This is a genomic window from Acidovorax benzenivorans (assembly GCF_028680575.1).
GTDB classification, from domain to species: Bacteria; Pseudomonadota; Gammaproteobacteria; order Burkholderiales; family Burkholderiaceae_C; genus Acidovorax; species Acidovorax benzenivorans.
Window position 1 is genome coordinate 16,957 of the sequence record NZ_JAPCKI010000014.1, and the last position, 14,746, is coordinate 31,702.

Below are 14,746 nucleotides of genomic sequence, written 5' to 3' on the forward strand. Positions count from 1 at the left end.
CTGGGGGGCCTGGGAGCCAGTGCCGTGCTCAGTGTCCGTTGGACGAGTGCGACATCAGCCGGTCGGTCAGCGCAATCGCCAGGGCGCTGAGCAGGAACACCACATGGATGATGGTCTGCCACATCAGCACCTTGAGGTCATAGTTGGCGGCGTTGATGAAGGTCTTGAGCAGGTGGATGGAGCTGATGCCGATGATGGCGGTGGCCAGCTTGACCTTGAGCACCGAGGCATTCACATGGCTCAGCCACTCGGGCTGGTCAGGGTGGTCTTCGAGGTGCAGGCGCGAGACAAAGGTCTCGTAGCCGCCCACGATCACCATGATCAGCAGGTTGGAGATCATCACCACGTCGATCAGCGCCAGCACCACCAGCATGATGATGGTCTCGTTGAGCGCGGTGACCTGGAAATCACTCTTGTAGCCAATGCTGGACACCAGACTTTGCAGGGCCGCCGTGTTGCCAAAGGCCGCCTCAATCAGGTGCACCAGCTCTACCCAGAAATGGAACACATACACCGCCTGCGCCAGGATCAGGCCCAGGTACAGCGGCAATTGCAGCCACCGGCTGGCGAAGATCATCGAAGGCAGGGGGCGCATTGGCGCAGGGGGCTTGTGTTGGGGAGAGGACATGGCGCTCGCAAAGGGTTGCAGGAGGCGCGATTTTAGGGGGCCAGTATGTCCCTGCGGTGGCAGGTGGGTCTGCGCATCCTGGGCCCGCGCCCTTTGCCCTGGACGAACTGCCCACTCGCAGGGTGGGACCGGGCCACCTGCGACAGGCGAGCGGCGATGGCGTACTCTGTAAGCTTCGCGCCAGTCAGTGGCCTGTAAGTGCCGCGCCCGACAGTACCGCCCAATTCCAATTCCATTAGATCCAGGAGACAACACCATGAGTGCGCCCACATCCGCCATCGAGTCCGTGCTGGTTGAGAACCGTGTGTTCCCGCCTTCGGACGCCATCGTCAAAGCCGCTCGCGTGTCCGGCATGGCCGGGTATGAGGCGCTGTGTGCCGAGGCCGAGAAGGATTTCGAGGGCTTCTGGGCACGCCAGGCGCAGGGTAACCTGCAGTGGACCAAGCCTTTCACGCGCACGCTGGACGAGTCCAATGCACCGTTCTTCCAATGGTTTGCCGATGGCGAACTCAACGCATCGGCCAACTGCCTGGACCGCCACATCGGCACCGCCACCGAGAACAAGACGGCCATCATCTTTGAAGCCGACGATGGCACCGTCACCAAGATCACCTACAAAGAGCTGCTGGCCCGCGTGAGCCAGTTTGCCAATGCGCTCAAGGCCCACGGCGTGGCCAAGGGCGACCGCGTGCTGATCTACATGCCCATGACCATCGAGGGCGTGATCGCCATGCAGGCCTGCGCCCGCATTGGCGCCACGCACAGCGTGGTGTTTGGCGGTTTCAGTGCCAAGGCCGTGCACGAGCGCATCATCGACGCCGGTGCCGTGGCCGTGCTCACCGCCAACTACCAGATGCGTGGCGGCAAAGAGCTGCCCCTCAAGGCCATCATCGACGAAGCCCTGGCCATGGGCGGCTGCGACACCATTCGCAATGTGTTCGTCTACCAGCGCACGGCCACGGCCTGCAACATGGTGGCAGGGCGCGACAAAACCTTTGCCGAAGCACTGGCAGGACAAAGCACCGAATGCGCCCCCGTGGCGGTGGGCGCCGAGCACCCGCTGTTCATCCTCTACACCAGCGGCTCTACCGGCAAACCCAAGGGCGTGCAGCACAGCACCGGCGGCTACCTGCTGTGGGCCAAGATGACCATGGACTGGACGTTCGACCTGCGCTCGGACGACGTGTTCTGGTGCACGGCCGACATCGGCTGGATCACGGGCCACACCTACGTCGCCTACGGCCCGCTGGCTGCAGGCGCCACACAGATCATCTTTGAAGGCATCCCCACCTTCCCGAACGCAGGCCGCTTCTGGCAGATGATCGAGCGCCACAAGTGCACGATCTTCTACACGGCACCCACGGCCATTCGCTCGCTCATCAAGGCGGCCGAGGCCGACGAGACTGTGCACCCTGCGCGCTCCGATTTGTCGAGTCTGCGCATCCTGGGCAGCGTGGGCGAGCCCATCAACCCCGAAGCCTGGATGTGGTACCACAAGAACGTGGGTGGCGAGCGTTGTCCCATCGTTGACACCTTCTGGCAGACCGAAACCGGTGGCCACGTCATCACCCCATTGCCCGGTGCCACACCGCTGGTGCCCGGCAGCTGCACGCTGCCTCTGCCCGGTATTACCGCCGCCATCGTGGACGAAATGGGCAACGACGTGCCCAATGGTGCCGGTGGCATCCTGGTCATCAAGCGCCCCTGGCCCAGCATGATCCGCACGATCTGGAACGACCCTGAGCGCTTCAAGAAGAGCTACTTCCCAGAAGAACTCAAGGGCTACTATCTGGCGGGCGACGGCGCTGTGCGCAGTGCTGACCGCGGCTACTTCCGCATCACCGGCCGCATTGATGACGTGCTGAATGTGTCGGGCCACCGCATGGGCACGATGGAGATCGAATCGGCCCTGGTCTCCAAGACCGACCTCGTCGCCGAGGCCGCCGTGGTGGGCCGCCCTGACGATGTGACCGGCGAGGCCATCTGCGCCTTCGTGGTGCTCAAGCGTTCCCGACCCACGGGCGAAGAAGCCAAGCAGATTGCCAACGAACTGCGCAACTGGGTGGCCAAGGAAATCGGGCCGATTGCCAAGCCCAAGGACATCCGCTTTGGCGACAACCTGCCCAAGACCCGCAGCGGCAAAATCATGCGCCGCCTGCTGCGTAGCATTGCCAAGGGCGAGGCCATCACGCAGGACACCAGCACGCTGGAGAACCCGGCCATCCTGGATCAATTGGCCCAGACCAACTGATCCTGGACAGTGTGGTGCGCCTGGGGCTTGCGCGCGCTGCGGGCCACGTGCGGCCACCTTGTGTGGCTCGTGGCTGATGGCTGAAGGGCCAGGGGCCTCATGAGGTGGTGAGCCTGCAGGGGCCTGGACGACGCCTCCTGTAGGACGTGGCCTGAAATCACCCCGATGCGGCAGGTGATGCGCCATGTATGCGTTACAACGGCAGCACTGCGTGACCGGTCATCCTGGCCGGGCGCTGCTGACCGGAGATTTCACATGCACTTGCGTTCCATCGTTCTGCTGTTGACGGTGCTGGTGATTGCCGCACTGGCCGCCTTGAACTGGCCTGCGCTGGCGGCCCCTTCCCTGGTCTCGCTGGGGGTGGTGTCGTTTGAAGCGCCGCTCGGGCTGCTGATGCTGGCCCTCACCGCCTTGTTGGGCATTTTCTTCGTGGCCTATGTGTTGTCGCTGCAGGGCTCTGTGCTGCTCGAAACCCGCCGCCACACCAAAGAGTTGCAGGCCCAGCGCGAGTTGGCCGACAAGGCAGAGGCATCCCGTTTCACTGAGTTGCGCACTTTCTTGGATGCACAGCACAGCCAGGCCCACGCGGCTGTCTTGGCGCGGCTGGACCACCTGGAAGCCCGCCTTGCAGCCCGGGCCGATGAGTCAGACAACACGACGGCGGCTTATGTGGGGCAGTTGGAGCAACAACTACGCTCCGGCAATTCGTTGGTGACCCCTGGGCTGTAGAGCCCTGCGGGCGCTGTCCGGGCTGGCCCGGGTACCCCGCATCCGTGCGGCCAATGGGCGTTGCACGCAAACATAAAAAAAGCCGCGTCACTGGTTGTGCGCGGCTTTTTTTGCAGGGGCTCGGAGTGTTTGCACCCCGAGTCACCTCAAGGGCTGCAGCTTACTTTTGCGTCAGTACCCAGGCAGCCAGCTTCTTGGCTTCGGCGTCATTCACTTGCGCGTTGGCGGGCATAGGGACGGGGCCCCACACGCCGGAGCCGCCCTTGATGATTTTGGCCGCCAGCTTGTCCACGGCATCCTTTTGGCCAGCGTACTTGGCAGCGACTTCCTTGTAGGCAGGCCCCACCAATTTTTTGTCTACGGCATGGCAGGCCATGCAGTTCTTGGAGGTGGCCAAGGCCAGGTCGGCCATGGCGGGTGCCGCAACCGACAGCGTCAAGGCGAGAGTGATCAGGGAACGCTTCATGGTGGGATTTCCTGTGGTTGAGTTACAGTGCTTTTAATGTAATTGTAGTGACTTGGGTTGACACGCTGTTGTCCCTGGTCAATGCCGCTTTTCGCGGCCATATTTGGAGAGAGCGATGTATCTGCTGGGTCTGTCCCTTCTCATGCTGGCACTGAAATATTTTGAGATCGGCCCCGTGGCCACCTGGTCCTGGTGGTGGGTGTTGGCACCCTTCGCGGTCACTGCCTTGTGGTGGGCCTGGGCCGATTCCACCGGCTACACCAAGCGCAAGGCCATGGAGAAGATGGACCAGCGCAAGAAGGACCGCATCAACAAGAACAAGGAAGCCTTGGGTATTCGGCCGCGCAAGCCGCGCTGACGCGGGGCGCTGGCCTCGCAGAGCAGTGCATATTGATGCTTTGGCCGGGTTTCCGGCTTCGACTATTTCTTAACAAAAAAGCCCGCAGCACACCGTGTGCTGCGGGCTTTTTTGTGCGTAGAGAGGCTGGTGCGAGAAGGCTGCTCAGCTTGAGCGGCCTTCTCGCCATCGCCTTCGGCCCATGCAGGGCCGCAGTCAATACGCGTCCAGCACCGCTCCCTTGCTCGCGCTTGATGCGTTGAACGCAAACTTGGCCTGTACACCGCGCGTGTAGCGTGGGGCTGGGGCCGTCCAGCCAGCGCGGCGCTTGGCGATTTCTTCTTCGCTCACGTTCAGCTCCAGCAGCAGCTGTCGTGCGTCGATGGTGATGCTGTCGCCTTCGTTGACGAACGCAATCGTGCCGCCGGCCGCTGCTTCGGGCGCCACGTGGCCGACCACCATGCCCCAGGTGCCGCCGGAGAAGCGGCCGTCGGTGATCAGGCCCACGCTTTCGCCCAGTCCGGCGCCGATGAGCGCGCCGGTGGGGGCCAGCATTTCGGGCATGCCGGGGCCGCCCTTGGGGCCCAGGTAGCGCAGCACCATCACGTCGCCAGCGACGATCTTGCCTGCCAAGATGGCTTCCAGCGCGGACTGCTCATCGTCGAACACACGGGCCGGGCCGGTGATGACGGGGTTCTTCAGGCCGGTGATCTTGGCCACGGCGCCCTCGGGGCTCAGGTTGCCCTTGAGTATGGCCAGGTGGCCTTGGGCGTACATGGGCTTGCTGATTGGGCGGATCACATCCTGGTCGGCGCGCGGCTCGTCCGGCACGCCCTTGAGCACTTCGGCAATCGTCTTGCCTTCAATGGTGATGCAGTCGCCATGCAGCAGGCCGGCATTCAGCAAAATCTTCATGACCTGCGGGATGCCGCCAGCGCGGTGCAGGTCCACGGCCAGGTACTTGCCGCTGGGCTTGAGGTCGCACAGCACCGGGGTCTTCACGCGCACACGCTCGAAGTCGTCGATGGTCCATTCCACGCCCGCTGCATGCGCAATCGCCAGGAAGTGCAGCACCGCGTTGGTCGAGCCGCCCGTGGCCATGATCACGGCCACGGCGTTTTCGATGGACTTCTTGGTCACGATGTCGCGGGGCTTCAAGTCCTTCTTGATGGCCTCGATCAGCACCTTGGCGGACTCCTTGGCCGAGTTCATCTTCTCGTCGTGTGGGTTGGCCATGGTGGACGAGTACGGCAGGCTGATGCCCAGTGCCTCGAACGCGCTGCTCATGGTGTTGGCGGTGTACATGCCGCCGCACGAACCAGTGCCAGGGATGGCGCGCTTTTCGATTTCCTTGAGGTCAAAGTCGCTCATCTTGCCGGCGGCGTTCTCGCCCACGGCCTCGAACACGCTCACGATGTTCAGGTCCTTGCCCTGGTAGTGGCCGGGCAGGATGGTGCCGCCGTACACATAGATGGCGGGCACATTGGCGCGCAGCATGCCCATCAGGCCGCCGGGCATGTTCTTGTCGCAGCCACCTACGACCAGCACGCCGTCCATCCACTGGCCGCCCACGCAGGTCTCGATGCAGTCGCTGATCACCTCGCGGCTCACCAGGCTGTACTTCATGCCTTCGGTGCCCATGGCCATGCCGTCGCTGATGGTGGGCGTGCCGAACACCTGGGCGTTGCCACCGGCTTCCTCGATGCCCGCGATGGCCGCGTCGGCCAGCTTTTGCAGGCCGCTGTTGCAGGGCGTGATGGTGCTGTGACCGTTGGCCACGCCCACCATGGGTTTCACAAAGTCGCCTTCTTCGTAACCCATGGCGTAGTACATGGACCGGTTGGGTGCGCGCGACTTGCCCTGGGTGATGTTGGCGCTGCGGCGGTTGATGGGGGTGGAGGGGTGGCTGGAGTCGGTCATCGTGGGGCGTCCTGGTGTCCGGGTTGGGGGCTGGAGCGGAATGGATCATTCTGCCAGTGCCGTCGCCGCGCGTGTGGTCTGCCCACGCAATCCTCAACGCCAGTGCTCCGGGGCGGGCCCATGGGGCTGGGCGATAATTGACAGGTTTGCCCCCGGCACGGCTCAAGAGGTTGGTTGCATGGGTGCGCGAGGGGCTCATATTCCGGCGGCCCGCCTCCTTTCCAGCGAATTTTCAGAAGCCAGCACGATGCCCATCTACCGTTCCAAAACCTCCACCGCCGGTCGCAACATGGCAGGCGCGCGCTCCCTGTGGCGCGCCACAGGCATGAAAGACGATGACTTCAGCAAGCCGATCATCGCGGTGGTCAATTCGTTCACCCAGTTCGTGCCCGGCCACGTGCACCTGAAGGACCTGGGCCAGCTGGTGGCCCGCGAGATCGAAGCCGCTGGCGGCGTGGCCAAGGAGTTCAACACCATTGCCGTGGACGACGGCATCGCCATGGGCCACGACGGCATGCTGTATTCGCTGCCCAGCCGCGACATCATTGCGGACTCGGTGGAATACATGGTCAACGCGCACTGCGCCGACGCCATGGTGTGCATCTCCAACTGCGACAAGATCACGCCCGGCATGCTGATGGCCGCGATGCGTTTGAACATCCCGGTGATCTTTGTCTCTGGGGGCCCCATGGAGGCTGGCAAGACCCGCCTGGCTAACCCTGTTACGAAGGTCATGGAGTTCAAGAAGCTCGACCTGGTGGACGCGATGGTGATCGCCGCCGACACCAACTACTCTGACGCCGATGTGGCCGAAGTCGAGCGTTCGGCCTGCCCCACCTGTGGTTCATGCTCGGGCATGTTCACCGCCAACTCGATGAACTGCCTGACCGAGGCGCTGGGCCTGTCGTTGCCTGGCAATGGCACGGTGGTGGCCACCCACGCCGACCGTGAGCAGCTCTTCAAGCGCGCCGGCCGCCGCATTGTGGAAATCGCCAAGCAGCACTACGAGCAGGACGACGAGCGCGTGCTGCCGCGTTCGATGGGCTTCAAGGCGTTTGAAAACGCCATGACGCTGGACATTGCCATGGGCGGCTCCACCAACACCATCCTGCACCTGCTGGCGATTGCGAAAGAGGCGGAGATCCCCTTCACCATGGCCGACATCGACCGCCTTTCGCGCGCCGTGCCGCAGCTGTGCAAGGTGGCGCCCAACACCAACAAGTACCACATCGAAGACGTGCACCGTGCGGGGGGCATCATGGCCATCCTGGGCGAGCTGGACCGTGCGGGCAAGCTGCACACCGACGTGCCTACCGTGTACGCACCCACGCTGAAAGACGCGCTGGACCAGTGGGACATCGTGCGCACGCAGGACGATGCCGTGCGCACTTTCTACATGGCGGGCCCCGCCGGTATCCCGACGCAGGTGGCGTTCAGCCAGTCCACCCGCTGGCCCAGCCTGGACCTGGATCGCGCCGAAGGCTGCATCCGCTCGTACGACCACGCCTTCAGCAAGGAAGGCGGCCTGGCCGTGCTGACGGGCAACATTGCCGTGGACGGCTGCGTGGTCAAGTCGGCCGGTGTGGACGAGAGCATTTTGGTGTTCGAGGGCACGGCGCACGTCACTGAATCGCAGGACGAGGCCGTGGCCAACATCCTGGCCGACAAGGTCAAGGCGGGCGACATCGTCATCGTGCGCTACGAAGGCCCCAAGGGCGGCCCCGGCATGCAGGAGATGCTGTACCCCACCAGCTACATCAAGTCCAAGGGCCTGGGCAAGGCCTGCGCGCTGTTGACCGACGGGCGCTTCTCGGGTGGCACCTCGGGCCTGTCGATCGGCCACTGCTCGCCCGAAGCGGCGGCGGGTGGCGCGATTGGCCTGGTGCGCAATGGCGACCGCATTCGCATCGACATTCCCAATCGCAGCATCAATGTGTTGGTGAGCGATGAGGAGCTGGCCAAGCGCCGCGAAGAGCAGAACGCCAAGGGCTGGAAGCCCGCTCTGCCGCGCCCCCGCAAGGTATCGGCTGCGCTCAAGGCCTATGCCAAGCTGGTGATGTCGGCCGACAAGGGCGCCGTGCGCGACCTGTCGCTGCTGGACGACTGAGCCATCGGGGCCAGGGCGGGATTGCGCCCCAGCCGCAAAAAAGCCGCACCCGGAGGGTGCGGCTTTTTTAATGGCTGAATGCTTATGTTTTGATAGCTGCTTACGCTTTGTGGATAAGCGATTGAGTCGATTTTTACCTGTTTTTACGCGGAGGTGCTGCTGTCCATCTGCGACTGCAAATAATTCGGCAGGCCAACCTTGTCGATCAGGCCCAGCTGCTTTTCGAGCCAGTAGGCGTGGTCTTCCTCGGTGTCGCGCAACTGAACCAGCAGCAGGTCGCGGCTCACGTAGTCGCCCACGCTTTCGCACAGGGCCATGCCTTTTTGCAGGGCAGCGCGCACCTCGTATTCGGTGGCCAGGTCCTTCTTCAGCATCTCGGGCACGGTTTCGCCGGGAGTGAAGGGATTGGGCCGCATGTCGGGGCGGCCACCCAGGAGGAGAATGCGGCGCAGCAGTGCGTCGGCATGCTGGGTTTCTTCCTGCATCTCGTGGTCGAGGCGTGTGTAGAGCTTGATCAAGCCCAGATCCTCATAGGTGCGCGAGTGCACGAAATACTGGTCGCGAGCGGCCAGCTCGCCGCGCAGCAGTTCCTTGAAATAGTCGATGACTTGTGGATGGCCCTGCATGTTGTTGTCCTTGGATTTTTGACTGGCGAGTATCGCGCGGGCAGGGGCATCTGTAACCAATGCCCCCGTACCCGTGCTCTGCATGCGCACGGGGATCAGAGGCGTTCGCATTGCGCGAGCGGATTGGGTGGATTGGGCGGGTTGTGCCCAGGCCCTCCGGGGCGAGGGCACAATACCGCCCACCATGCTGACCTACCCCCACATCGACCCCGTTGCCCTGCAGATCGGCCCGCTGGCTGTGCACTGGTACGGCCTCACTTATCTCGCGGCCTTTGGCCTGTTCATGTTGCTGGGCATCCGGCGCCTGCGGCATCCACCCTTTGCCTCCATCACGGGGCCCGGCGCCTGGACGCGCAAGGATGTGGAAGACATCCTGTTCCTGGGGGTGGCGGGGGTGGTCATCGGCGGGCGGTTGGGCTATTGCCTGTTCTACAAGCCGGGCTACTACCTGAGCCACCCCCTGGAGATTTTTGCCGTGTGGCAGGGGGGCATGGCCTTCCATGGCGGGCTGCTGGGCGTGGTGGTGGCCATGTTGTGGTTTGCCCATTCGCGCAAGCGGCCCTGGCTGCAGGTGGCCGACTTTGTGGCCCCCTGCGTGCCCACCGGGCTGGCTGCGGGGCGTGTGGGCAACTTCATCAACGGGGAACTGTGGGGCCGCTTTGCCAGCCCCGACTTGCCTTGGGGCATGGTGTTTGCGCACAGCGGCTCCATGCAGCCCCGCCACCCTTCGCAGGTGTACCAGTTCTTGATGGAAGGGCTGCTGCTGTTCGTGCTGCTGTGGCTGTATGCGCGCAAGGAGCGCCGCCCAGGCCAGGTGGCGGCGGCCTTTTTGTTGGGCTATGGCGTGTTCCGCTTCATTGCCGAATACTTCCGCGAGCCCGATGCCTTCCTGGGCATCCTGTCGCTGGGCATGAGCATGGGGCAGTGGCTGTGCGTGCCCATGATCCTGGGTGGTGCGGCGATGTGGCTGTGGGCGCAGCGCCAGCCGGTAGGGGCGTTGGTTTCGAGATAAAACGGGCGGTAGCGCCGGTGTTATATGCCTAGGCAGCTATCAAAATAGTAGTGATTGGAGCAAATGGCGGGTAGCAGGTGGTCAATGCTGCGCATCACCCCGCCGTGCCATCGTCCACAGGGCAGCACCCACGATGAGCGCGCCGCCCACCCAGCCCGTGGTGCTGAGCTGCTCCCCCAGCCAGAACACCGCGAACAGCGCGCCAAAGGCGGGCTCGCTGCTCGTTAGCAGGCCCACGCGCGTGGGCGAGCTGTGGCGCAGTGCCCAGTTCTGGGCCACAAACGCAAACACGGTGCAGCCCGCCACCAGGTAAATGCAGGCCCACCAGAAGGCGCTGGCGTGTGTGAGCGACGGCAGCGGCGGCAGCTCGCCCGGCAAGGCCAGTGCCAGCAGCAGGCAACCGACACCGATCACGCCCGACTGCACTGCCGTGAGGGCCAGCACCGGTGCGTTGCGACGGCGGGTGAGCCGGGTGGTCTGGCACACGGTGATGGCGCGCAGCACGGCGGCCGCCAGCATCAGCGCGTCGCCCCAGCCCCACTGGCCCGTGTAACCCCCGCTGAGCAGGGCCGCGCCGAGCAGCGAGACGGCGGCAAAACCAAACATCGCGCGCTCGGGCCGCTGGCGCAGCAGCCACCACTCGGCAAAAGGGGTGAACACCACGCACAGGCTGATCAAAAACGCTGCGTTGCTGGCCTGCGTGAGCGCCAGACCAAAGGTCTCGCACAGAAAGATGCCCAGCATCAGCACACCCAGCGGCAAACCGGCCAGCAAGGCATCGCGTCGCTCGGGCGCACTGGCGCGCAGCAGGGCGGGGAGCAACACGGAAAAGGTCAGGATGAAACGCACAGCCAAAAAGCCCAGCACCGGGTAGAACACCAGGGCCCCCTTGGCCACGCCATAGCTCGTGCCCCACACCACGGCCACCAGCAGCAAGGCCAGGTCGGACAGGCGCGGGGCCAGCGGGGAAGGGGCGGACAGGGGCAGGGCGTGTGGCATGGAGTGTGGGATGGCGTCGGAGCAGAAGGACGCTGCGCACGGCAGCGGCTGGGTGTTTGGGAATTATCAATTTGCGTCACTGGATTGATAATCGCTGACAAAGCACTGCACTTATTCCTCATGAGCATCAATCAGCCCCTGGATAGCCTCCCCGACATGGCGGCGTTTGCGCGTGTGGTGGATGCGGGCAGCTTCTCTGCCGCCGCCCGGCAACTGGGCATCACCCCGTCGGCGGTCAGCCGCCAGGTGGCGCGGCTGGAAGGGGCGCTGCGCGTGCGCCTGCTGGAGCGCACCACCCGCAAGCTGCGGCTGACCGACGCCGGGGCTGCGGTCTACAGCCGCTGCCAAGCCATGGTGTCTGCAGCACGCGAGGTGTGGGCGCTGAGCGATACGCACTCTGCCGCGCCATCGGGCATGGTGCGCATGAGCATGCCCAAGGCCGTGGGGCGCCAGCTGGTACACCCCCTGGTGCTGCCGTTCTTGCAGAAATACCCCGAGGTCGATGTGCAATTGCTGATCACCGACCGCACGGTGGACCTGTTCGAGGAATCCATCGACCTGGCCCTGCGTGTGACCGACACGCCACCCCCGGGCCTGGCGGGGCGGCCGCTGGCCACCTTGTGCCACCTGGCCTGCGCCAGCCCGCGTTACCTGGCCGAGCGCGGCCACCCGCTGCACCCGCGCGACCTGGAGCAGCACGCCTGCATCACCCTGGGCGAGGACGAGCGCGACCGGCACTGGCGCTTTGAGCGGGCGGGCGAATCCGCCACGGTGGCTGTGCGTGGGCGCTACGTGGCCAACCACAGCGAGGTGCGGCTGGAGGCCGCGCTGAGCCACCTGGGTATTGCCAGCCTGCCTGGTTTTGCGGCGCGTGCAGCCCTGGCGCGGGGCGAGCTGGTGACCGTGCTGCCGGACTGGGAGCACAAGACCTCGTACGCGGGCACGGCCTGGGTGCTGTACCCGTCACACCGGTTTCTGCCAGCCAAACTGCGCGTGTGGATCGACCACCTGGTGGAAGGGTTTGCAGGCGTGGAGTGAGGCCAGGCGAATGCCAAATGCCAGATGAATGCCGTGGTGGATGCCGGGTGAGAGAGTCCTGCGGCGCGCTGTGGCCTCTGTGCAAGAGGTTGTCTTGGAGCCGGGCCGCCAGCGCAATTGCGCGGCCTGAAAACCCGTAGAAAAGAGCTCCACTCACGCCCCGCGTTCGTCCGCGGCGTTGCTCAGCCACAGCAGCGGCGGTCTTTTGTGTAACCAAAGCCTGCAAATCAGGGTTTTCACTTTGTCATTTTTCATAATTATGAGAAATTACACACATGGCGAGGCAATCGCCTCTGTTGTCGGCTGTTAAGGGTGTGTTGCAGTCATTCAGTCTGCGTGAGCTACCTACCGTTAATAGCCAATGCCTCGCGGGTTGGTGCCCTGGAGCCTTGTTTTACATGCGTCCTGTCCCGAATTCACTGCACGACGAAGTCGCCTCTCGGCTGCGGGAGCAGATTTTTGCGGGCGCTTTGCCGCCCGGCAGCTTTCTGGACGAGGCCGCCTTGTGCGAGCGGCTGGAGATCTCGCGCACCCCGCTGCGCGAAGCGCTCAAGGTGCTGGTGGCCGAGGGGCTGCTGCGCCATGAGCCGCGCCGGGGCTGTTTTGTGGCCGAGGTCACCGAGAGCGACCTGGACAACATCTTCCCCGTCATCGCGTTGCTGGAAGGCCGTGCAGCACACGAGGCTACGCGCAAGGCCGTGGCGGCCGACATCGCCGCGCTGGAGCTGCTGCACGAGCGCCTGCAGCAGTGCGCAGCCGACGGGCGCATGACCGACTACTACGAAGCCAACTACGCCATCCACGAGGCCTTCATCACGCTGGCAGACAACCGCTGGCTGGCCCAGGTGATTGGCGACCTGCGCAAGATCCTGCGGCTGGCACGCCACAAGACGCTGCATGCCCCCGGGCGCATGCAGCAAAGCCTGGCCGAGCACCTGGCCGTGTTTGCCGCGCTCAAGGCCCATGACTGCGACGCAGCCGAGGAGGCCATGCGCACCCACCTGTTGCGCCAGCGCGATGCGCTGCGCGACGTAGCCCGCAACCAGCAATCGAGGTTGACACCATGATGAACAACACCCCCGAATGGATCACCCGCAGCGTGTCGCGCCTGCGCACGGCCGCGCCCGCTGCCGACAAGGCGACGGATAAAACAGCGGACAAGACTACGGACAAGACCGCTGATAAAACCGCTGACAAGTCGGTCAAGGCGGCACTCGACAAAACCGTGACCGACGTGGTCGCCAAGGTCGCGGTGCCGCGTTCTACCCATGAGCGCCTGCAGGCCACGCTGCGCCGTGGGCAGGAGGCCTTGTCACCCCGCGCATTGCGCCGTCTGCTGGCCGACCTGCAGGAGGTGGTGGCCCCGCAGGTGAGCGAGATCGAAGGCGGCCGCCGCGCCCAGACCGTGGCCGAGTGGTATGCCAAGGCCGAGCCCGAAGAGCGGCGCGACATGTGGCTGCTCATGTGCGAGCAGTTCGCGCCCGACGCCACGCGCTTCAAGTCGGCCCGCCAACGCTACGAAGCCGCAGCGGGCACGGCCGAGGAGGGGCAGGCCGAGATCAGCCTGCGCCGTGCACTGGTGTCGCCGCGCACGCGGCTGCTGCAGCGGTTTTCGGCGTTCTCCGAGGGCATGCGTTTTTTGGTGGACATGCGCGCCGAGATCCTGCCGCTGCTCAAGGCCGACAAGCGCCTGCTGCCGCTCGATGCCGAGCTGGAGCACCTGTTCTCGACCTGGTTCGACGTGGCCTTTCTGGAGTTGCGCCGTCTGTCGTGGGACTCGCCCGCGTCGCTGCTCGAAAAGCTCATCAAGTACGAGGCCGTGCACGACATCCGCAGCTGGGCTGACCTGAAGAACCGCCTGGACAGCGACCGCCGCTGCTACGGTTTCTTCCACCCCCGCTTGCCCAACGAGCCGCTGATTTTTGTGGAGGTCGCGCTGCTGGACAAGATCTCTGCCAGCATCACCCCGCTGCTGGACGAAGCCGCCGCGCCCGTGGACATCGCACGGGCCACCACGGCCATCTTCTATTCCATCAGCAACACGCAAACGGGCCTGCGCGGCGTGAGCTTTGGCGACTCGCTCATTAAACATGTGGTGGAGACGCTCACGGCCGAGTTTCCGCGCCTGCGCACCTTTGCCACGCTGTCGCCCATCCCGGGTTTTCGCTCTTGGCTGGGCAAACATGCGGGCGCGATGCTGGATCGCCTGGACGACAAGCGCCGCAGCGAGCTGGGCCGTGCGGTGGGCTTCGAGCCACCGCAGGCCACGCATTTCCTCGGGGCATTGGACAAGGCGCTGGAGCTGGATGCCAAGTCCCCCGTGCGCCAGATGCTGCTCGAATGCGCCGCGTACTATCTGGGCCGCGAGCTGCAAGAGGGCAAGCCGGTGGACCCGGTGGCCCGATTCCACTTGGGCAATGGCGCGCGGGTAGAGCGCCTGAACTGGGCGGGTGACCCGTCCAACAAGGGGCAGAAACAATCGTACGGGCTCATGGTGAACTACCTGTACGACTTGAAGCGCATCGACAAGCACCGCAGCTTGCTTGCGCAGGGCAAGGTGCCAGTGTCGGGGGACATCGACAGCCTTTGCCGCGATTGACCGTGGCGCCCGGCAGGATGCCGGGTGGACCAGT

13 protein-coding genes are annotated in these 14,746 nt (G+C 64.4%); 8 read left to right on the forward strand and 5 right to left on the reverse strand.

The genetic code is table 11. The annotated features are described in order from the left end of the window. Nucleotides 1-28 precede the first annotated feature (28 nt). Nucleotides 29-628, reverse strand: a complete 600-nt coding sequence (locus OIN59_RS19155) for a TIGR00645 family protein (RefSeq protein WP_274112823.1) — start codon at nt 626-628, stop codon at nt 29-31. 256 nt (nt 629-884) lie between these two features. On the opposite strand from OIN59_RS19155, the gene acs reads away from it, so the two are divergent. Both acs and OIN59_RS19165 read left to right on the forward strand, forming a co-directional pair. After that, nucleotides 885-2,879 (forward strand): acetate--CoA ligase, encoded by a 1,995-nt coding sequence (acs, locus tag OIN59_RS19160; protein WP_274112825.1) that lies wholly within the window; start codon nt 885-887, stop codon nt 2,877-2,879. A gap of 255 nt (nt 2,880-3,134) precedes the next feature. Further along, complete coding sequence (locus tag OIN59_RS19165; RefSeq protein ID WP_274112827.1) at nt 3,135-3,608, forward strand: LapA family protein; 474 nt, start codon at nt 3,135-3,137, stop codon at nt 3,606-3,608. A gap of 160 nt (nt 3,609-3,768) precedes the next feature. Here the strand turns inward: OIN59_RS19165 and OIN59_RS19170 are convergent, their stop codons facing one another. Beyond that, nucleotides 3,769-4,074 carry a c-type cytochrome gene (locus tag OIN59_RS19170; RefSeq protein WP_274112829.1) on the reverse strand — a complete coding sequence of 102 codons (306 nt, stop codon included), beginning with the start codon at nt 4,072-4,074 and terminating at the stop codon, nt 3,769-3,771. A gap of 115 nt (nt 4,075-4,189) precedes the next feature. Between OIN59_RS19170 and OIN59_RS19175 the strand changes: the two genes are divergently transcribed. Next, nucleotides 4,190-4,432 (forward strand): TIGR04438 family Trp-rich protein, encoded by a 243-nt coding sequence (locus OIN59_RS19175; protein WP_274112831.1) that lies wholly within the window; start codon nt 4,190-4,192, stop codon nt 4,430-4,432. 195 nt (nt 4,433-4,627) lie between these two features. Here the strand turns inward: OIN59_RS19175 and ilvD (OIN59_RS19180) are convergent, their stop codons facing one another. Then, nucleotides 4,628-6,331 carry a dihydroxy-acid dehydratase gene (gene ilvD, locus OIN59_RS19180; RefSeq protein WP_274112833.1) on the reverse strand — a complete coding sequence of 568 codons (1,704 nt, stop codon included), beginning with the start codon at nt 6,329-6,331 and terminating at the stop codon, nt 4,628-4,630. 247 nt (nt 6,332-6,578) lie between these two features. Between ilvD (OIN59_RS19180) and ilvD (OIN59_RS19185) the strand changes: the two genes are divergently transcribed. Further along, complete coding sequence (gene ilvD / locus OIN59_RS19185; RefSeq protein WP_274112835.1) at nt 6,579-8,438, forward strand: dihydroxy-acid dehydratase; 1,860 nt, start codon at nt 6,579-6,581, stop codon at nt 8,436-8,438. A gap of 143 nt (nt 8,439-8,581) precedes the next feature. Here ilvD (OIN59_RS19185) and bfr read toward each other — a convergent pair whose 3' ends face one another. Further along, on the reverse strand, nt 8,582-9,064 hold the full coding sequence (gene bfr, locus OIN59_RS19190; protein ID WP_274113015.1) for a bacterioferritin: 483 nt from the start codon (nt 9,062-9,064) through the stop codon (nt 8,582-8,584). Nucleotides 9,065-9,248: 184 nt separating this feature from the next. On the opposite strand from bfr, the gene lgt reads away from it, so the two are divergent. Further along, nucleotides 9,249-10,076 (forward strand): prolipoprotein diacylglyceryl transferase, encoded by an 828-nt coding sequence (gene lgt / locus OIN59_RS19195; RefSeq protein ID WP_274112837.1) that lies wholly within the window; start codon nt 9,249-9,251, stop codon nt 10,074-10,076. A gap of 81 nt (nt 10,077-10,157) precedes the next feature. On the opposite strand, the gene OIN59_RS19200 is transcribed toward lgt, so the two are convergent. Beyond that, on the reverse strand, nt 10,158-11,075 hold the full coding sequence (locus OIN59_RS19200) for a DMT family transporter (protein WP_274112839.1): 918 nt from the start codon (nt 11,073-11,075) through the stop codon (nt 10,158-10,160). 120 nt (nt 11,076-11,195) lie between these two features. On the opposite strand from OIN59_RS19200, the gene OIN59_RS19205 reads away from it, so the two are divergent. The 3 genes from OIN59_RS19205 (at nt 11,196) to OIN59_RS19215 (ending at nt 14,712) form a co-directional block, all read left to right on the forward strand. Next, a complete protein-coding gene (locus OIN59_RS19205) occupies nt 11,196-12,113 on the forward strand; it encodes a LysR family transcriptional regulator (protein ID WP_274112841.1) in 918 nt (305 codons plus the stop codon). Nucleotides 12,114-12,511: 398 nt separating this feature from the next. After that, complete coding sequence (locus tag OIN59_RS19210) at nt 12,512-13,180, forward strand: GntR family transcriptional regulator (protein WP_274112843.1); 669 nt, start codon at nt 12,512-12,514, stop codon at nt 13,178-13,180. Next, complete coding sequence (locus OIN59_RS19215) at nt 13,180-14,712, forward strand: malonyl-CoA decarboxylase (protein WP_274113017.1); 1,533 nt, start codon at nt 13,180-13,182, stop codon at nt 14,710-14,712. The genes OIN59_RS19210 and OIN59_RS19215 overlap by 1 nt, the downstream gene beginning before the upstream one ends. Nucleotides 14,713-14,746: the final 34 nt, after the last annotated feature.

Bases quoted from the DNA above. Each gene is read 5' to 3' on its own strand.
- OIN59_RS19155 (WP_274112823.1), bottom strand. From the start codon at position 628: ATGTCCTCTCCCCAACACAAGCCCCCTGCGCCAATGCGCCCCCTGCCT.
- acs (WP_274112825.1), top strand. From the start codon at position 885: ATGAGTGCGCCCACATCCGCCATCGAGTCCGTGCTGGTTGAGAACCGT.
- OIN59_RS19165 (WP_274112827.1), top strand. From the start codon at position 3,135: ATGCACTTGCGTTCCATCGTTCTGCTGTTGACGGTGCTGGTGATTGCC.
- OIN59_RS19170 (WP_274112829.1), bottom strand. From the start codon at position 4,074: ATGAAGCGTTCCCTGATCACTCTCGCCTTGACGCTGTCGGTTGCGGCA.
- OIN59_RS19175 (WP_274112831.1), top strand. From the start codon at position 4,190: ATGTATCTGCTGGGTCTGTCCCTTCTCATGCTGGCACTGAAATATTTT.
- ilvD (WP_274112833.1), bottom strand. From the start codon at position 6,331: ATGACCGACTCCAGCCACCCCTCCACCCCCATCAACCGCCGCAGCGCC.
- ilvD (WP_274112835.1), top strand. From the start codon at position 6,579: ATGCCCATCTACCGTTCCAAAACCTCCACCGCCGGTCGCAACATGGCA.
- bfr (WP_274113015.1), bottom strand. From the start codon at position 9,064: ATGCAGGGCCATCCACAAGTCATCGACTATTTCAAGGAACTGCTGCGC.
- lgt (WP_274112837.1), top strand. From the start codon at position 9,249: ATGCTGACCTACCCCCACATCGACCCCGTTGCCCTGCAGATCGGCCCG.
- OIN59_RS19200 (WP_274112839.1), bottom strand. From the start codon at position 11,075: ATGCCACACGCCCTGCCCCTGTCCGCCCCTTCCCCGCTGGCCCCGCGC.
- OIN59_RS19205 (WP_274112841.1), top strand. From the start codon at position 11,196: ATGAGCATCAATCAGCCCCTGGATAGCCTCCCCGACATGGCGGCGTTT.
- OIN59_RS19210 (WP_274112843.1), top strand. From the start codon at position 12,512: ATGCGTCCTGTCCCGAATTCACTGCACGACGAAGTCGCCTCTCGGCTG.
- OIN59_RS19215 (WP_274113017.1), top strand. From the start codon at position 13,180: ATGAACAACACCCCCGAATGGATCACCCGCAGCGTGTCGCGCCTGCGC.